The sequence below is a fragment of the Mesorhizobium sp. BR1-1-13 genome (assembly GCF_020165515.1).
In the GTDB taxonomy this organism is placed as follows: Bacteria; Pseudomonadota; Alphaproteobacteria; order Rhizobiales; family Rhizobiaceae; genus Mesorhizobium.
The window spans coordinates 1-13,668 of the sequence record NZ_JAIUIH010000013.1; the positions used below are offsets into that span (position 1 = coordinate 1).

15 protein-coding genes are annotated in these 13,668 nt (G+C 66.8%); 9 read left to right on the top strand and 6 right to left on the bottom strand.

Going from position 1 to position 13,668, the window contains the following annotated elements; genetic code table 11:
- Both LB533_RS24650 and LB533_RS24655 read right to left on the bottom strand, forming a co-directional pair.
- On the bottom strand, positions 1 to 737 hold a 737-nt coding region (locus tag LB533_RS24650; RefSeq protein WP_224678375.1), incomplete at its 3' end, for an FAD binding domain-containing protein.
- Positions 734 to 1,213, bottom strand: coding sequence for a (2Fe-2S)-binding protein (locus tag LB533_RS24655; protein ID WP_140642784.1), 480 nt, complete (start codon positions 1,211 to 1,213; stop codon positions 734 to 736). The genes LB533_RS24650 and LB533_RS24655, both read right to left, overlap by 4 nt.
- 311 nt (positions 1,214 to 1,524) lie before the next feature.
- Here LB533_RS24655 and LB533_RS24660 point away from each other — a divergent pair, with 311 nt between their 5' ends.
- Positions 1,525 to 2,139 (top strand): TetR/AcrR family transcriptional regulator, encoded by a 615-nt coding sequence (locus tag LB533_RS24660; RefSeq protein WP_140642785.1) that lies wholly within the window; start codon positions 1,525 to 1,527, stop codon positions 2,137 to 2,139.
- Between the two features lie 57 nt (positions 2,140 to 2,196).
- A complete protein-coding gene (locus LB533_RS24665) occupies positions 2,197 to 3,195 on the top strand; it encodes a bestrophin family protein (protein WP_140642787.1) in 999 nt (332 codons plus the stop codon).
- An 84-nt stretch (positions 3,196 to 3,279) separates the two neighbouring features.
- Here LB533_RS24665 and LB533_RS29920 read toward each other — a convergent pair whose 3' ends face one another.
- The 3 genes from LB533_RS29920 to LB533_RS24675 form a co-directional block, all read right to left on the bottom strand.
- Positions 3,280 to 3,408, bottom strand: coding sequence for a hypothetical protein (locus LB533_RS29920; RefSeq protein WP_263487670.1), 129 nt, complete (start codon positions 3,406 to 3,408; stop codon positions 3,280 to 3,282).
- Positions 3,409 to 3,434: 26 nt separating this feature from the next.
- A complete protein-coding gene (locus LB533_RS24670) occupies positions 3,435 to 3,755 on the bottom strand; it encodes a hypothetical protein (protein WP_140642789.1) in 321 nt (106 codons plus the stop codon).
- A 121-nt stretch (positions 3,756 to 3,876) separates the two neighbouring features.
- Entirely contained in the window at positions 3,877 to 4,629 is a 753-nt protein-coding gene (locus LB533_RS24675; protein WP_140642791.1) for a DUF899 domain-containing protein, read from the bottom strand.
- A gap of 108 nt (positions 4,630 to 4,737) precedes the next feature.
- Here LB533_RS24675 and LB533_RS24680 point away from each other — a divergent pair, with 108 nt between their 5' ends.
- The 3 genes from LB533_RS24680 (at position 4,738) to LB533_RS24690 (ending at position 7,619) form a co-directional block, all read left to right on the top strand.
- Positions 4,738 to 5,958 (top strand): helix-turn-helix domain-containing protein, encoded by a 1,221-nt coding sequence (locus LB533_RS24680; RefSeq protein ID WP_140642792.1) that lies wholly within the window; start codon positions 4,738 to 4,740, stop codon positions 5,956 to 5,958.
- A gap of 36 nt (positions 5,959 to 5,994) precedes the next feature.
- Positions 5,995 to 6,627 (top strand): PQQ-binding-like beta-propeller repeat protein, encoded by a 633-nt coding sequence (locus LB533_RS24685; RefSeq protein WP_140642794.1) that lies wholly within the window; start codon positions 5,995 to 5,997, stop codon positions 6,625 to 6,627.
- Positions 6,628 to 6,788: 161 nt separating this feature from the next.
- Positions 6,789 to 7,619, top strand: coding sequence for an aldo/keto reductase (locus tag LB533_RS24690; RefSeq protein ID WP_140642795.1), 831 nt, complete (start codon positions 6,789 to 6,791; stop codon positions 7,617 to 7,619).
- A gap of 57 nt (positions 7,620 to 7,676) precedes the next feature.
- Here LB533_RS24690 and LB533_RS24695 read toward each other — a convergent pair whose 3' ends face one another.
- On the bottom strand, positions 7,677 to 7,982 hold the full coding sequence (locus LB533_RS24695) for a hypothetical protein (protein ID WP_140500102.1): 306 nt from the start codon (positions 7,980 to 7,982) through the stop codon (positions 7,677 to 7,679).
- Positions 7,983 to 8,205: 223 nt separating this feature from the next.
- On the opposite strand from LB533_RS24695, the gene LB533_RS24700 reads away from it, so the two are divergent.
- From LB533_RS24700 to LB533_RS24715, 4 genes are all read left to right on the top strand, one after another.
- On the top strand, positions 8,206 to 8,847 hold the full coding sequence (locus LB533_RS24700; protein ID WP_224556634.1) for a glutathione S-transferase family protein: 642 nt from the start codon (positions 8,206 to 8,208) through the stop codon (positions 8,845 to 8,847).
- 254 nt (positions 8,848 to 9,101) lie between these two features.
- Positions 9,102 to 10,625: an ATP-binding protein gene (locus LB533_RS24705; protein ID WP_140642796.1), complete on the top strand. Its 1,524-nt coding sequence runs from the start codon at positions 9,102 to 9,104 to the stop codon at positions 10,623 to 10,625.
- A gap of 136 nt (positions 10,626 to 10,761) precedes the next feature.
- Positions 10,762 to 12,534, top strand: coding sequence for a class I SAM-dependent DNA methyltransferase (locus tag LB533_RS24710; protein WP_224556437.1), 1,773 nt, complete (start codon positions 10,762 to 10,764; stop codon positions 12,532 to 12,534).
- Positions 12,531 to 13,622, top strand: coding sequence for a BsuBI/PstI family type II restriction endonuclease (locus LB533_RS24715; RefSeq protein WP_140642798.1), 1,092 nt, complete (start codon positions 12,531 to 12,533; stop codon positions 13,620 to 13,622). The genes LB533_RS24710 and LB533_RS24715 overlap by 4 nt, the downstream gene beginning before the upstream one ends.
- Positions 13,623 to 13,668 lie beyond the last annotated feature (46 nt).

Here is a 13,668-nt window from a genome sequence, read left to right on the forward strand (position 1 = left end):
CCCCCCCCCACGGCGGCACTGGCGGCGGCGAACTCGTAAGACTGCCGGTCGCGGACCTTCACGTAGGTCGAGCGGCGGGCGGCGGCGGATCCGGGGATTTCGATGGCGGTAATCATCTCGCCCGGTTCGATCGCGTGTTCCTTGTGAGGCGTGGTGCCGGGCAGCAGGAAAAAGTCGTCGACCAAGACGCGGCGTTCGCCGAGATGGACCACCGCATCGAAGGCGACGAGCGCGGTGGCGAGGTCGCCGGGATACGTGGCGATGCAGGCCTCGGTGGTGCCGAGCACCGCATGGCCCCTGGTGACGCCGCCGATCGCCGAACAGCCGCTGCCGGGCTCGCGCTTGTTGCAGGCGGCAAAATTCGAGGGATCGCGGAAATAGGGGCAGCGCGTGCGCTGCATCAGATTGCCGCCGACGGTCGCCATGTTGCGGAGCTGCGCCGATGCCGCCTGCCACAGCGCCTCCGAGACGGCGGGAAAGCCGCCCTTGATGCCAGCGTGGTCGGCGACATGGCTCATCCTGGCGAGCGCGCCGATGACCGCGCCGCGCTCGTCGATCTCGATTGTGTCCAGCCCCTTGAGATGAGTGATGTCGACCAGGCTGTCGGGCTCGGCGACGCCGCATTTGGCGAGGTCGATCAGCGTCGTGCCGCCGGCCAGCAGCATGGCGCCGGGCAGGGCGGCCGCCCGGCGTGCGGCGTCGACCGAGGTGGCGCGAAGATAGGAAAAATCCCTCATGACGCTACCTCCAGCGCTGCCTGTCGCACGGCAGCGACGATGTGCGGATAGGCGCCGCAGCGGCAGAGATTGCCGGCCATGTATTCGCGGATCTCGTCATCGGAGCCGGCATGGCCTTCGCGGATGCAGGCGACCGCCGACATGATCTGGCCAGATGTGCAATAGCCGCACTGGAAGGCGTCCTGATCGAGGAAGGCAGCCTGCACGGGATGCAGTTCGCCCTCCCGTGCAAGCCCCTCTATGGTGGTGACGGCGCGGCCTTCGGCCTGTGCCGCCAGCGTCAGGCAAGCCAGCACGCGCTCGCCGTCGACATGCACCGTGCAGGCGCCGCACTGACCGTGGTCGCAGCCCTTCTTGGTGCCTGTCAGGCCGAGGCGGTCGCGCAAGGCGTCGAGCAGCGTGACGCGCGGTTCGAGGTCCAGCGTATGCGGCTGGCCGTTGATATCGAGATGGACGGGGATTGTGGTGTTCGTCATGGGCGTCTGGCTCCAGTTGCTTGACGCTGAGGGAAATGAAGTGGTGTCGGGGCGGGGAAGGGCAAGGCCAATCGAGGAGGCGGAGCGGCGGAGACGGCGATCTCCCTCGCAACAGGTGAGATTGGCAGCTTTGCGGTCACGGCCACTCTCCAGCGGAAATCGGCTTTGGCTTGCAAGCTTTCAGCACGTGACATACCGGTTCCCCTGATTATATGATAAAGGTGCTCCACTAAAACGGAGGCGCCTCCGTTTATTACGTGGGGGCTGACCCGATGGGGTTCAAGCCCCATATTTCGACAGTGGAGAAAAAATTGGCCGCAGAGCCGTCCGCCATCCCCGATCGGAAGACCGCAGAGGCCAAGCCGTTGCGCGCCGACGCGCAGCGCAACCGCGACCGGCTGGTCGAGGTGGCGGCCTCGGTCTTCGCCGAGCGCGGGATCGATGCCTCGCTGGAGGAGATCGCGCGCCGCGCAGGCGTCGGCATAGGCACGCTCTACCGGCATTTCCCGACACGGGAGCACCTGGTCGAGGTGGTCTACCGCCGTGAGGTAGAGGGACTGTGCGCGGCCGCCGGCGAACTGGCGGCAAAACATCCCTCGGATGTCGCGCTGGAGGAATGGATGCGGCGCTTCGTCGACTATATCGCCACCAAGCGCGGCCTGGCGACCAGCCTGCGCATCCTGCTCACTACCAATTCGAGGCTGTTTTCAGACACATCCGGCAGGGTGTCGCAGGCCTTGCGGCAACTTGTCGAGGCGGCGGTGGCCGACGGCACCATCCGCGGCGATGTCGACGCGTCCGACGTGCTGCACGCGCTGGGCGGCATCTATTCGGCGCCCGACACTCCGGATTGGCGCGATCGATCGCGCCGGCTGGTCGGGCTGCTGATGGACGGATTGCGGTTCGGCGCCGTCAAGGCTAGGTGAGGGCGACTGGAGACTGGCCCGCGGCTGGCGGGCACGTCCGCGATTTGGGGGCATCTTATGTATGTAGGCCGTTCCTACAAGGTGATGGATTTCGCGCTCTGGTCGCGGCGCAGCGTCATCTACATGGTGGTGGTGAGCGGACTGGCTGTTGCGGCCTACCGCCTTCCCGGCCTTGCCGGGTTCTCGGTGCCGTGGTCTGTCGTGCTGGTGCTCGGCACCACGGTGTCACTGGTTGCCGGTTTCAAGAATTCGCAGGTGTTCACCCGCAGCGGTGAGGCGCTGCAGGCTTTTGCGCAAATCACGGCCAGCAGCCGGTTGTGGTCCAATTTCTGCAGGGACTTCACCGACGCCCCGACGGCGAAGCAACTCATCTATCGCCACATCGCCTGGATGACGGCGCTGCGTTTCGCGCTGCGGCGGCCGATGCCATGGGAATCCATGGCGCGGGCCGCCAATGTCGAATACCGGCGGCGTTACCATGTCCAGGAGGATACGGGCTTGATTGCCGACGAATTGCGGCCGTTGTTGGCCGAGCAGACCGGGGGCGTCCTGAAATCGCCCCGGCCGGCAATCGCCTTGCTCGAAATGCAATCGGTGCAGGTCAACGGGTTGTTCAAGGACGCCAAAATTCCTCCGCAGATCTATGTCGAACTGACGAAACTCATCCGCGACTTCCACGACCAGCAGGCGCGCTGCGACCGCATCAAGAATAATCCCTATCCCCGCCAATACGCCATCGTCAGTTCCATGTTCGTGATGATCTTCTGCACGCTGTTGCCGTTCGGCGTCGTTCCGGTCTTCGCGGAGATGGGCAAATTCGGCGGCGCGCTGGGCTCGATCGCGATCTGGCTGACGATCCCGTTCAGCACGCTGCTGGGCTGGGCATACATGTCTCTCGACCAGGTCGGCGAGAGCAGCGCCAACCCTTTCGAGGGCAACGCCAACGATGTGCCGATTTCGCAGATCTGCCGCGACATCGAGATCGAAATGCGGACTTGGCTCGGCGAGGTCGATCTTCCCGCGCCATTGCTGCCTGTCAACGACATCGCGACGTAAAAGCCAGCGCGCTTGGCGGGGATGAGCAGAGCGAATGGCCGGCGTCATTTCCGCCTTGGGCGGCGCGCCAGCGCCGTCGAAGCGTCAGGTCTTTTCGGGCGTGCACCAGGGGCAGCCCTTGGCGGGTTGCGACGGCTCGTCGCCGCGCCGTGTCGGCTCCGCCTCGATCGGCTCCCGTGTGTCGGGACCGTGCGTCTCGCTCGTCTGTGTCATGGTCTTCTCCTTGACGGGGTTGCGATTCAAACTGCTTGCGCAGTGCCCTGTTTTTGCAGCGTTTTCTCCAAGCGCTTGGCTTTCTCCCGGCCCGCCTGCCTGTTGGAAATCACGCGCAGCCACGGCGCCAGATGAAAGGCGCTCATCAGCAGGTACATGGCCGGCATGCCGGTGAGCGGCGAGGGCGTGCCCATGCACAGCATCGTCGCATCACCGCCGAAGATGCCGGCCAGCAGCGCCATCAGGGCGAAGGTCGGCGCCGCGGCGAGACAAAGCCAGTCGGCGATGCCGAGGCGGGCCGCGTCCTGATCGGGACAGGGGCGGGCGCCTGTATGGATGTCGCTCATGTCTTTCTCCTCGGTTGCGCATTGGCGCGAGCCCGGAAAGCTGCAGCAGTTCTGGGAAAGCTGCCGCCTTGCGAAGAGCGTCCGGCCGTGCTTGCGCGGAGCCGGGCGCTCTAGCCAGGCTCTACTGGGCGTCTTTGTTGCGGAACGCCGCCTCGCCGGCAGCAGACACTTCGTCCCATTTCCTGTCCGGCGCGGCGTCGGCGTCGTAATTGTCGCTCCAGTTCCACCATTTGTAGGTCGGGGTCTGCGGATAGCCTTCGGGCGAGTCCTCCCAGACCTCCTGGCGGCCGAGCGGCGTGGCGTCGAGGTAGCTCCAGACGGTGCCCATCGCCTCGTCGCCGCGGTTATTAATCAGATAGGTGCGGAAGATGCGGTCCCCGTCGCGGATGAAGACGTTGTGGCCGTGCCATTCGTCGACGCCAAAATCTTTGTCGAAGCTGTCGGTGATGGTGTACCAGGGCATTGCCCAGCCCATCCGCTTCTTCAGCCGCGCAATGTCGGCCTGCGGCGCGCGCGAGGCATAGGCCAGCGTGGTATCGCGGGCGTTGAGATGGGCGAGGTTGGAGACCTGGTCGGCGCCCAGCGAGCAGCCGCGGCAGGCGTGATCAGGCCAGCCATACACACCCGGCTCGAAGAAGGCGCGGTAGACGATCAGCTGGCGGCGGCCCTCGAACAGGTCGAGCAGGCTCGCCTTTCCATTGGGTCCTTCGAATGTGTAATCCTTCTCGACGGCCATCCAGGGCATGCGGCGGCGCTCGGCGGCCAACGCATCCTTGGCGCGGAGCGTCGCCTTCTCCTTTACGAGCAACTGCTGGCGCGCCGCCTCCCATGCTTGCTGGGAAACGATCGGCGGTGTGTGCATCTGCTTGGTCATGGCTTTTGCCTCGCTGTTCCGGTTTGATGTGACGGGACTGACATAGCGCCGGACAGCGGGACGGTGAGAGTTACAAGTATGGCGGGATTCGCCATGGCGGGATTTTGAATGGATTCGCTGATCACGGCTGCGGGTCTGTTGCTGGCGGCGGGCGATCCGCTCGGCGCGCTCGACCGCGTGGCACTGCGCGAGGACGCACCAGCGCTGGCGCTGCGCGGCATCGCCATGGCGCAGCTTGGCGATCTCGACCGAGCCAGGGCGCTGCTGCGGCGCGCGGGGCGCGCCTTCGGACCCAGGGAAGCGGTGGCGCGCGCCAGGTGCGTCGTCGCCGAAGCCGAGATCGCGCTGGTTTCGCGCGACCTCGGCTGGCCGGCCAAGGCGCTCGATGCGGCGCGGGCGACGCTGGAAAGGCAAGGCGACCGGCTGAACGCCGCGCATGCGCGGCACCTGGAAGTGCGGTTCCTGTTGCTGATCGGCCGCCTCGACGAGGCCGAGAAGGTGCTGGCCGGGCTCGATGCGACGCCGTTTCCGCCGGCTTCGCGGGCCGCGCACGAGCTGGTCGTGGCCGGCATCGCCATGCGGCGCCTCAGGACGAAGACCGCGCGCGCGGCACTCGAGCGGGCGCGGCACGCCGCATGGCGGTCCGGCATTCCCGGACTGATGGCCGAGGTCGACAGCGCGTTCCGGGCGCTGGCAACGCCCGCGGCGCGACTGATCGCGAACGGCCAGCAGCGTCCGCTGCTGCTCGAGGAGGTCGAGGCCTTGCAGGCATCGGAAGCGCTGGTGGTCGACGCTCTTCGTCATGTCGTGCGCAGGCAGGAGGCGCTGGCCTCGCTGGCGACACGCCCGGTGCTGTTTGCGCTGGCGCGCGCGTTGGCCGAGGCCTGGCCCGGCGACATGCCGCGTGCGGCGCTCATCGCCAGAGCCTTCGGCGGCAGGCACGCCGACGAGTCGCATCGCGCCAGGCTGCGGGTCGAGATCGGCCGGCTGCGCGCCGAGCTTCGCGGGCTGGCCAGCATCCAGGCGACGAAACGCGGTTTTTCGCTGGCGCCGAAAGGGGGCGGCGAGGTGGTGGTGCTGGCGCGGCCGATCGAGGAGCGGCATGCGGCGGTGCTCGCCTTCCTCGCCGACGGCGAAGCCTGGTCGAGCTCGGCGCTGGCGCTGGCGCTCGCATCCAGCCAGCGCAGCGTGCAGCGCGCGCTTGAACAGCTTGCCGAGACCGGCAAGGTGCAATGGTTCGGTCACGGCCGGGCGCGCCGCTGGATGACACCGCCGGTGGCGGGTTTCACGACCACCTTGTTACTCCCGGCGCCGTTGCCGAACGGCTAGAAACGGATCACACGATCAAAGGCGAGGATGAAGGACATGAAACATGCAGCGGCCGAGATCCTGCGCGAATACGGCCCCTTTGCGGGCGTGGACAGCGTGCATGGGGTGAGCTTCGATGGGCGGAACGTCTGGTTTGCCTCGGGCAAGGGGCTCACCGCCTTCGACCCGGAGAGCGGGCAGGCGGTGCGCTCGATCGATGTCGCCGCGCATGCCGGGACGGCCTATGACGGCCAGTACCTCTACCAGCTCGCCAAGGACCGGATCCAGAAGATCGATCTCGACACCGGCACGGTGCTGTCCACCATTCCGGCGCCCGGCGGCGGCGGCGATTCCGGCCTCACCTGGGCCGAGGGCACGTTGTGGGTGGGGCAGAACCGCCAGCGCAAGATCCACCAGATCGATCCCGAGACCGGGGCGATCCTGCGCGTCATCGAATCCAACCGCTTCGTCACCGGCGTGACCTGGGTCGACGGCGAGCTATGGCACGGCACCTGGGAAGGCGACCAGAGCGATGTGCGACGTGTCGACCCGGAGACCGGAGATGTGCTGGAACGGCTCGACATGCCGCCCGGCAAGGGCGTATCGGGGCTCGAATCCGACGGCGGCGACCGCTTCTTCTGCGGCGGCGGCCCGGGCGGCGTGGTGAGGACCGTGCGCCGGCCGAAATGAGGACTGATCCTTGCGGTGAGCTCAAATGCCGACGCCTGCGGACAAAGCGACAGGAGCATCGCCTGTGTCGATCACACATTCGGCAATTTGTCCGCCGCCGACTGGCCGTTGCCCGATGCCGGGCCTAGATAGGCTGGACCATCTTCGCAGAGGACCAGACCATGCCTGAACAGATTTCGTTGAACGACGGCTCGACCATTCCCCGGCTCGGCCTTGGCGTGTGGCAAGTCGATCCGGCTATCACCGCCAAGGTGGTGGGCTGGGGGATCAAGGCCGGCTACAGGCTGATCGACACCGCCGAAGGCTACCAGAACGAGAAGGGCGTCGGGGAGGCGATCCGGAGCGCGGGCGTGCCGAGAGGCGAGCTGTTCATCACCTCGAAGCTGCGCAACGGCGCGCACCAGCGCGATGCCGCATTGCGCGCTTTCGAGGATACGATGGACAAGCTCGGCATCGAACAGATCGACCTGTTCCTCATCCACTGGCCGGTGCCCAGCCAGGACAAATATGTCGAGGCCTGGCAGACGCTGGTCGAGCTGCAGAAAGCCGGCCGGATCAAGTCTGTCGGCGTGTCGAATTTCAACCGGGATCACCTGGAGCGCATCATCGGCGAAACCGGCGTCACGCCCGCCGTCAACCAGATCGAGCTGCATCCGCGCTTCCAGCAGCGCGAGATCAGGGAATTCCATGCCCGGCACAACATCCACACCGAAAGCTGGAGCCCGCTCGGCAGCGGGAGGCTGCTCGGCGATCCGACCATAGCAGGCATCGCCGCAAAGCACCGCAAGTCCGCGGCGCAGACGATGATCCGCTGGCATCTCCAGGAAGGGCTGATCGTCATCCCGAAATCGGTCCACCAGGACCGCATATCAGCCAATTTCGACGTCTTCGATTTCGAACTGGACGCGCAGGACCTGAAAGCCATCCGCGGCATGGATTCAGCCGACGGCCGCGTCGGGCCGAACCCTGCCACGGCGGCGTTCTTGTTCTGAGGTCACCAAGGTTTTTACTCTACGCCGGCGTCTCAGGAGATCAGCAGCTTCAGCGCCTCAAATCCCCGAGCCGTCCAGCTGCTGGGCGTCGTCGCCTTCCCAGGGCGAGGGCATGGAGGCGCGGGCGAGGTTGGCCGAGGGCATCGGCATCCAGCATTTCAGCTCGGGCTCGGCGTATTCGACGATGCGGCCGGGCGAGGAGTCCGATGCGCGCCAGCCTTCTTCGCCGAACTGGTCGCCGTCCGACCAATAGGCGAGGTCGACTTCCGCCGGCCCCTGCTCGGACGGCCGGACCGTGACGAGGATCCGGCTGCCGTCCTTGGGCGCGCTTGACATGTGGCGCCAGCGGTCGGGCTCATCCATCGCTCATCCTCCTCGAGATCCATTGCCGTGCTTCGGGAGGGATAGTCGCCTCGCGTCCGGAAGCGGTCAACCCGGACTTTTCGCAAAAACCCGTTCTTGCGGTCGCGACCGCATTGTCGGATTCGATGGGCTCTATCCGTCCTTGGCGTGCATGCCGCAACAAAGGAGCGAGGCGATGGCGAGTGACAAGGTCGGGCCGAAACCGCACGGGGCGGACGCGGGGATGAAACTGTTCTTCAGCCGCAACCCCAATCCGCGCCTGGGAGTCGCGGTGGCCCGTCACCTCGGGGCGAAGGTCGCGTTCGAATTCGCTTCGCCCATGGCGCCGGGGCAGGCGGAGCGGTTCCGTCCGCTCAATCCCAACCTTTCCCTGCCCTTGCTGGCCTGGCCGGGAGGGAGCCTCTGGGAAGCGGACGCCATAGCCTGCCGGCTTTCGCGCGACATGGGTTCGGATTTCTGGCGCGCGGGCGACGACGAACCCGAGATGATCCGTTGGCTGAGCTGGGGCAAGGAGGAGTTCGTCAGGGCCTGCGACATCGTGCATTTCGAGCGCGGCACCAAGCAGCGCTACGGCATCGGTCCGATCGACGCGGAAAAGGTCGCGGAGGGACTGGAACAGTTCCACAGGACGGCGCCGATCCTCGAGGCGGCACTTGGCCGGCGGCCATGGCTGGCGGGGACTTCGGTCTCCTATGCCGATTTCCGCATGGCGACGTTCCTGCCCTTCAACGACGCCGCCCGCTTGCCGCTCGGCGATTATCCCGGGATCGAGCGCTGGTACCGCCGGCTCGAAGAGATCGAGGCCTGGCGCGATCCGTTCCAGGGGCTGGACGCGCCCGCATTGGCGCCGGTCCCCGGACAGTGATGCCCGCGTGAGACGAAGCGAGAGCGGTCGACGAGGCTTCAGGGTTTGAATCGCGATTCCGCTTCAACTGCTTGTTTTCACGTCCATCCAAAACGATTGCGCGCTTGTCCTGCAATCGTTCCCCCGGTCCGATATTCGCATCCGGCAGGCAGTATTCGCACAACTGTGCGCAACGCCCAACTGCCGGCCATCGGCGCTCGACGCGTTGCAATCGGGTTGATAAGTCCCTCTGCGAAGGAGCGGCTGAGTCTGACATGACCGTTGCGATCGAGATGGGACAGACGACCGCCGGCGCGCCGGCAGCGCTGGACCTTGAGGAACTGCTGGCGACGCGGCTTTTGGTGCAGGGCAATTCGGGCTCCGGCAAGTCTCATTTGTTGCGCCGGCTGCTGGAGCAGAGCGCGCCCTGGGTGCAGCAGACCATCATCGACCCCGAAGGCGACTTCGTGTCGCTGGGCGAACGCTTCGGCCATCTGGTGATCGATGCCGAGGAGCATACCGAGCGCGGGTTGCAGAGCGCCGGCGAGCGGGCGCGCATCCACCGCGTCTCCACGGTGCTCAACCTCGAAGGGCTCGACGCCGAGAACCAGATGCGGCGCGCCGCCGCCTTCCTCGGCGGTCTGTTTGAGGTCGCGCGCGACCATTGGTATCCGATGCTGGTGGTGGTGGACGAGGCACAGCTTTTCGCGCCGGCGGTGGCCGGCGAGGTTTCCGACGAAGCGAGAAAGCTTTCGCTCGGCGCCATGACCAATCTGATGTGCCGCGGCCGCAAGCGCGGGCTTGCCGGCATCATCGCCACGCAGCGGTTGGCCAAGCTGGCCAAGAACGTCGCGGCCGAGGCCTCCAACTTCCTCATGGGCCGCACCTTCCTCGACATCGACATGGCGCGCGCGGCCGACCTGCTTGGCATGGAGCGGCGCCAGGCGGAGGCTTTTCGCGACCTGGAGCGCGGACATTTCATGGCGCTTGGGCCAGCGCTTTCGCGCCGTCCGCTCGGCCTGCGCATCGGCCCGACCGATACGAGCCCGCGCAACGGCACGCCGCGCCTGATGCCATTGCCGGAGGCAGCGCTGGAGGATGCACGCGCGATCATCCTGGCCGCGCCGCCGCCTGAGGCTGTCCGGCCGCGACGCCAGGCGGCATCGCCGGATCTGCTCGACCAGCTGATGGCGGCGAAGTCGGCGGCGCTGGAGATCCGCCCCGAACCGGCCGAGCCGGCGCCCAGCGCCGAGGACCTGGCGGAGCGGCGCGAGCGGATGGACCGCATCCTGCGCGCCATACTGGCGGAGCCCGACGCGGGCTTCCGCGTCATCGGCGTGCTCTACCAGGAGTTCGTGGTGCGCTGCCGCATCGAGGGCCTGGCGTCGGTCGTGCCAGACCTGCAGGAGTTCCGCCGCATGCTGACGCGCGCCCGCGCCGGCGTCGGCTCCGATATGGCCGAGGGCGATGCGTGGCGCGACGTCTCGGTGCGCGCCTCGCTGCTGCCCGAGGACATGCAGGGCGTGTTCATGATGATCGCCCGCGCGGCAAAGGAGGGCTGGCCCTGCCCGAGCGACGCCGCGATCGCCCGCGCCTATGGCTCGCACTCCATGCGCCGCGCCCGGCGCCTGCTCACCTATATCGAGGAGCAGGGCCTGATCGTTTGCCAGCTCGACGGCACCGGCCGCCGCACCGTGACGCTGGTGGAACTCGCCTGGGCGACGGCGCCGGGCGATCCCAATGCGGCGCCGGGCGAGCCCAACGCCGAGGAGACGGAGCAGGGCAGCCTGGCGCTGTGAACGATGCATGCGCGCGGCATGGTTGCGGTTTTTCACTGGAACATAACGAGAACATGTGATACTCTATCGCATCGGTGAGTCTTGCGCGGTACGGTTGAGGGCGATGGGAAAAATTTCACAGATTCGCGGGTCGAAATTGCCTGCCGTCTTGCGCTCGGTGGTTGATGCGTTGGCAGCGGCGCGCGCTGAGCTGTCGAAGGCTCGCCTTCTGGCACGCGCATGGTGCGAGACGATCAACGAGTGCGACCGCGAAGCCTATGCGGTTTCGCTGACCCGGCGCGCGCTGGCGGCCTTGTCGGCGGCCCTCGGCATTTCGCCGGCGATTTGCCCCTCGCTCGCCTTCGACACGGAGCCGTTGGACGAGCCGGCATCGGCACTTGCACACAGCATCGGAGAAACCGCCGCAAGGCTGCCGATCCTCGAAGCGCTGCATCTCGTCACGAGCCTCTATCCGGTCCTGCTGCCGACCAGGGAGCGAGGCGAGCGCGGCGCCTTCTACACGCCGCCGGCGCTGGTCAACCGCCTTCTCGACCAGGCTGAAGAAGAAGGCCTCGACTGGCGCACCGCACGGGTTCTCGATCCGGCCGCCGGCGGCGGGACGTTCCTGTTCCATGCCGCGCACCGCATGGTCGCCGCGCTCGGCGATTGCGAGCCCGCCTTCGCGCTCAGCCATGTCGGCACCAGGCTTGCCGGTTTCGAGCTGGACCCGCACGCGGCCAGGCTCGCGCAGGGCGCCCTGGAGATCGCTCTCGCCGATGTCGCGACCAAGGCCGGCCGCGCTGCGCCCGCCATCGTGACGGCGTGCAACACGCTCGAGGCCGATCCGGAACCCGTCTTCGATCTCGTTGTCGGCAATCCGCCCTACGGACGGGTGTCGCTGCCGTCGCAGTTGCGGGAGCGCTATGCGCGCAGCCTTTACGGGCACGCCAACCTCTACGGCGTTTTCACCGATGCGGCGCTGCGCTGGACGAAGCCGGGCGGCCTGATCGCCTTTCTGACGCCGACAAGCTTTCTCGGCGGCCAGTACTACTCGGCCCTGCGCGGCCTGCTCGCCAGGCAGGCGCCACCCGTCGCCATCGACTTCGTGCATGCGCGACGCGGGGTTTTCGAGGATGTGCTGCAGGAGACGCTGCTTGCCGTCTATGTCAGCGGCGCCGAGCCGCGGCGCGCGCAGATCCACTACCTGACCGTGGCCTCCGAAACCGAGGCCAAAATTGTCCGCAACGGCACGATAGGCTTGCCATCCGACCGCGCCATGCCCTGGCTTGCGCCGCGCACGCCGGAGCACAGCCGGCTCATCGCCCGGGCCGAGACGATGACGCATCGGCTTGCCGATTGGGGCTATGGGGTCTCGACCGGCCCGCTGGTCTGGAACCGCTTCAAGGGCCAGTTGCGCGACCGTGCCGGCGGCAAAGGCGTGCATCCGCTGATCTGGGCGGAAGCCGTCACCTCCGACGGCCAGTTCGCCTATCGCGCGCGCAAGAAGAACCACGCCCCTTATTTCAAGCTGGAGGCTGGCGACGGCTGGCTGCTTGTCGAGGAGCCCTGCGTCCTGGTGCAGCGCACGACCGCCAAGGAACAGGCCCGGCGCCTGATCGCCGCCGAACTTCGCCAGGAATTCATCGATGCGCATGGCGGCGTCGTCGTCGAAAACCACCTCAACATGGTCCGCGCGACCGGCAGCACGAAGGTGCCGGCGGCAGTCGTGGCTGCGCTTTTAAACAGCCGTGTCGCCGACGATCTTTTCCGCTGCATCAGCGGCAGCGTCGCCGTTTCCGCCTTCGAGCTCGAAGCGCTGCCGCTGCCGTCGCCCAAAAGCACCAGGGCGTTGGCGAAGCTCGTCGCAGCCGGTGCGGCGCGCGATGAGGTCGAGGCGGAATGCCGCCGCCTCTACGGTGAGCCTGCATGACGGCACGGCCGCCCTATGCGACGCGCGATCTTGTCGCCGGGCGCCTGCCGCTGATCTTTCCGGAGGGCACGCCGAACCGCACCTACTGCATCCGGGAACTGGCCGCCAGCACCGTGTTCGCCGCCATCTATATCGGCGCCGTCGAGGGTTCGGGGCGGTTTCTCGGCCCGGTCCATGTCTATCGCATGACCCGCGAACAGGCGGCGCTGGCGGACGATGTAGATCGGGATGCCTACGCCGCAACCGTCCTGCGCAAGAACGGCGTCGTTGCGGGATCGCGCTGGTACGCGGACAATACGCGCGAGCCCATCCGCGACGAGACGCTGCGCGACGGGCTGGTGGCGATCGGCGCGGTGCTGCGCCGGGAAGATCTGCCGACGACATCGGGTCAACCCCGCTATGCGCTGAAAGCGGCGTTTGCCGCCCTGTTCGATCCGGCGCTGGAAGGCGAGGCGCTGGAAACCGCCATCGCGGACTTCCAGGAAACGCATCTCAGCAAAGGCGCGCTGGCCCGCGTGACCATCATGCGCGCCGGCGCCGTCGCCAACACCGCCGGCATCCGCGTCACGTTTCCGAACGGCGACACGAGGCTTTTGGCGCCGGGACCGAGTTCGGTCATCGCGCAAGCCGTCATCGAGGTGTTCGCCAAACGGTTTCTCGCCGCCCCTGCCATGTTGTGGTTGAGCGAGAGCGGCAACAAGGTGGTCCTGCGCGACGACGCCATCGCCAGTGCGATCGGCCTCAAGATCGAGGCCGACAGGAACCTGCCCGACATCATCCTGGCCGATCTTGGCCGCAAGGAGCCGCTGATCCTGTTCGTGGAAGTGGTGGCGACCGACGGCGCGATCACGGACCGCCGGCGCGATGCCCTCCTTGCCGTGACGGACGCGGCTGGTTTCGAGCGAAAACAGATTGCCTTCCTCACGGCCTACCAGGATCGCCAATCCGCCGGCTTCAAGAAGACCGTTGCGCAACTCGCCTGGGGTTCGTTCGCCTGGTTCGTCTCGGAACCCGGCCAACTGCTCGTGCTGCATGACGGCGCGGGCGACGGGCGTCCATTCGGCAGCTTGCCTTGGACAGTGGTGTAATAACGCTTCCCTAGCGTCAATAGGACAGCCGGTCGATACACGGTTT

Excerpts from the sequence above, each read along its gene's own strand:
- LB533_RS24670 (WP_140642789.1), bottom strand. The coding sequence starts at position 3,755 with ATGAGCGACATCCATACAGGCGCCCGCCCCTGTCCCGATCAGGACGCG.
- LB533_RS24705 (WP_140642796.1), top strand. The coding sequence starts at position 9,102 with ATGACCGTTGCGATCGAGATGGGACAGACGACCGCCGGCGCGCCGGCA.
- LB533_RS24715 (WP_140642798.1), top strand. The coding sequence starts at position 12,531 with ATGACGGCACGGCCGCCCTATGCGACGCGCGATCTTGTCGCCGGGCGC.
- LB533_RS24690 (WP_140642795.1), top strand. The coding sequence starts at position 6,789 with ATGCCTGAACAGATTTCGTTGAACGACGGCTCGACCATTCCCCGGCTC.
- LB533_RS24685 (WP_140642794.1), top strand. The coding sequence starts at position 5,995 with ATGAAACATGCAGCGGCCGAGATCCTGCGCGAATACGGCCCCTTTGCG.
- LB533_RS24695 (WP_140500102.1), bottom strand. The coding sequence starts at position 7,982 with ATGGATGAGCCCGACCGCTGGCGCCACATGTCAAGCGCGCCCAAGGAC.
- LB533_RS24700 (WP_224556634.1), top strand. The coding sequence starts at position 8,206 with ATGAAACTGTTCTTCAGCCGCAACCCCAATCCGCGCCTGGGAGTCGCG.
- LB533_RS24675 (WP_140642791.1), bottom strand. The coding sequence starts at position 4,629 with ATGACCAAGCAGATGCACACACCGCCGATCGTTTCCCAGCAAGCATGG.
- LB533_RS29920 (WP_263487670.1), bottom strand. The coding sequence starts at position 3,408 with ATGACACAGACGAGCGAGACGCACGGTCCCGACACACGGGAGCCGATC.
- LB533_RS24680 (WP_140642792.1), top strand. The coding sequence starts at position 4,738 with ATGGATTCGCTGATCACGGCTGCGGGTCTGTTGCTGGCGGCGGGCGAT.
- LB533_RS24665 (WP_140642787.1), top strand. The coding sequence starts at position 2,197 with ATGTATGTAGGCCGTTCCTACAAGGTGATGGATTTCGCGCTCTGGTCG.
- LB533_RS24655 (WP_140642784.1), bottom strand. The coding sequence starts at position 1,213 with ATGACGAACACCACAATCCCCGTCCATCTCGATATCAACGGCCAGCCG.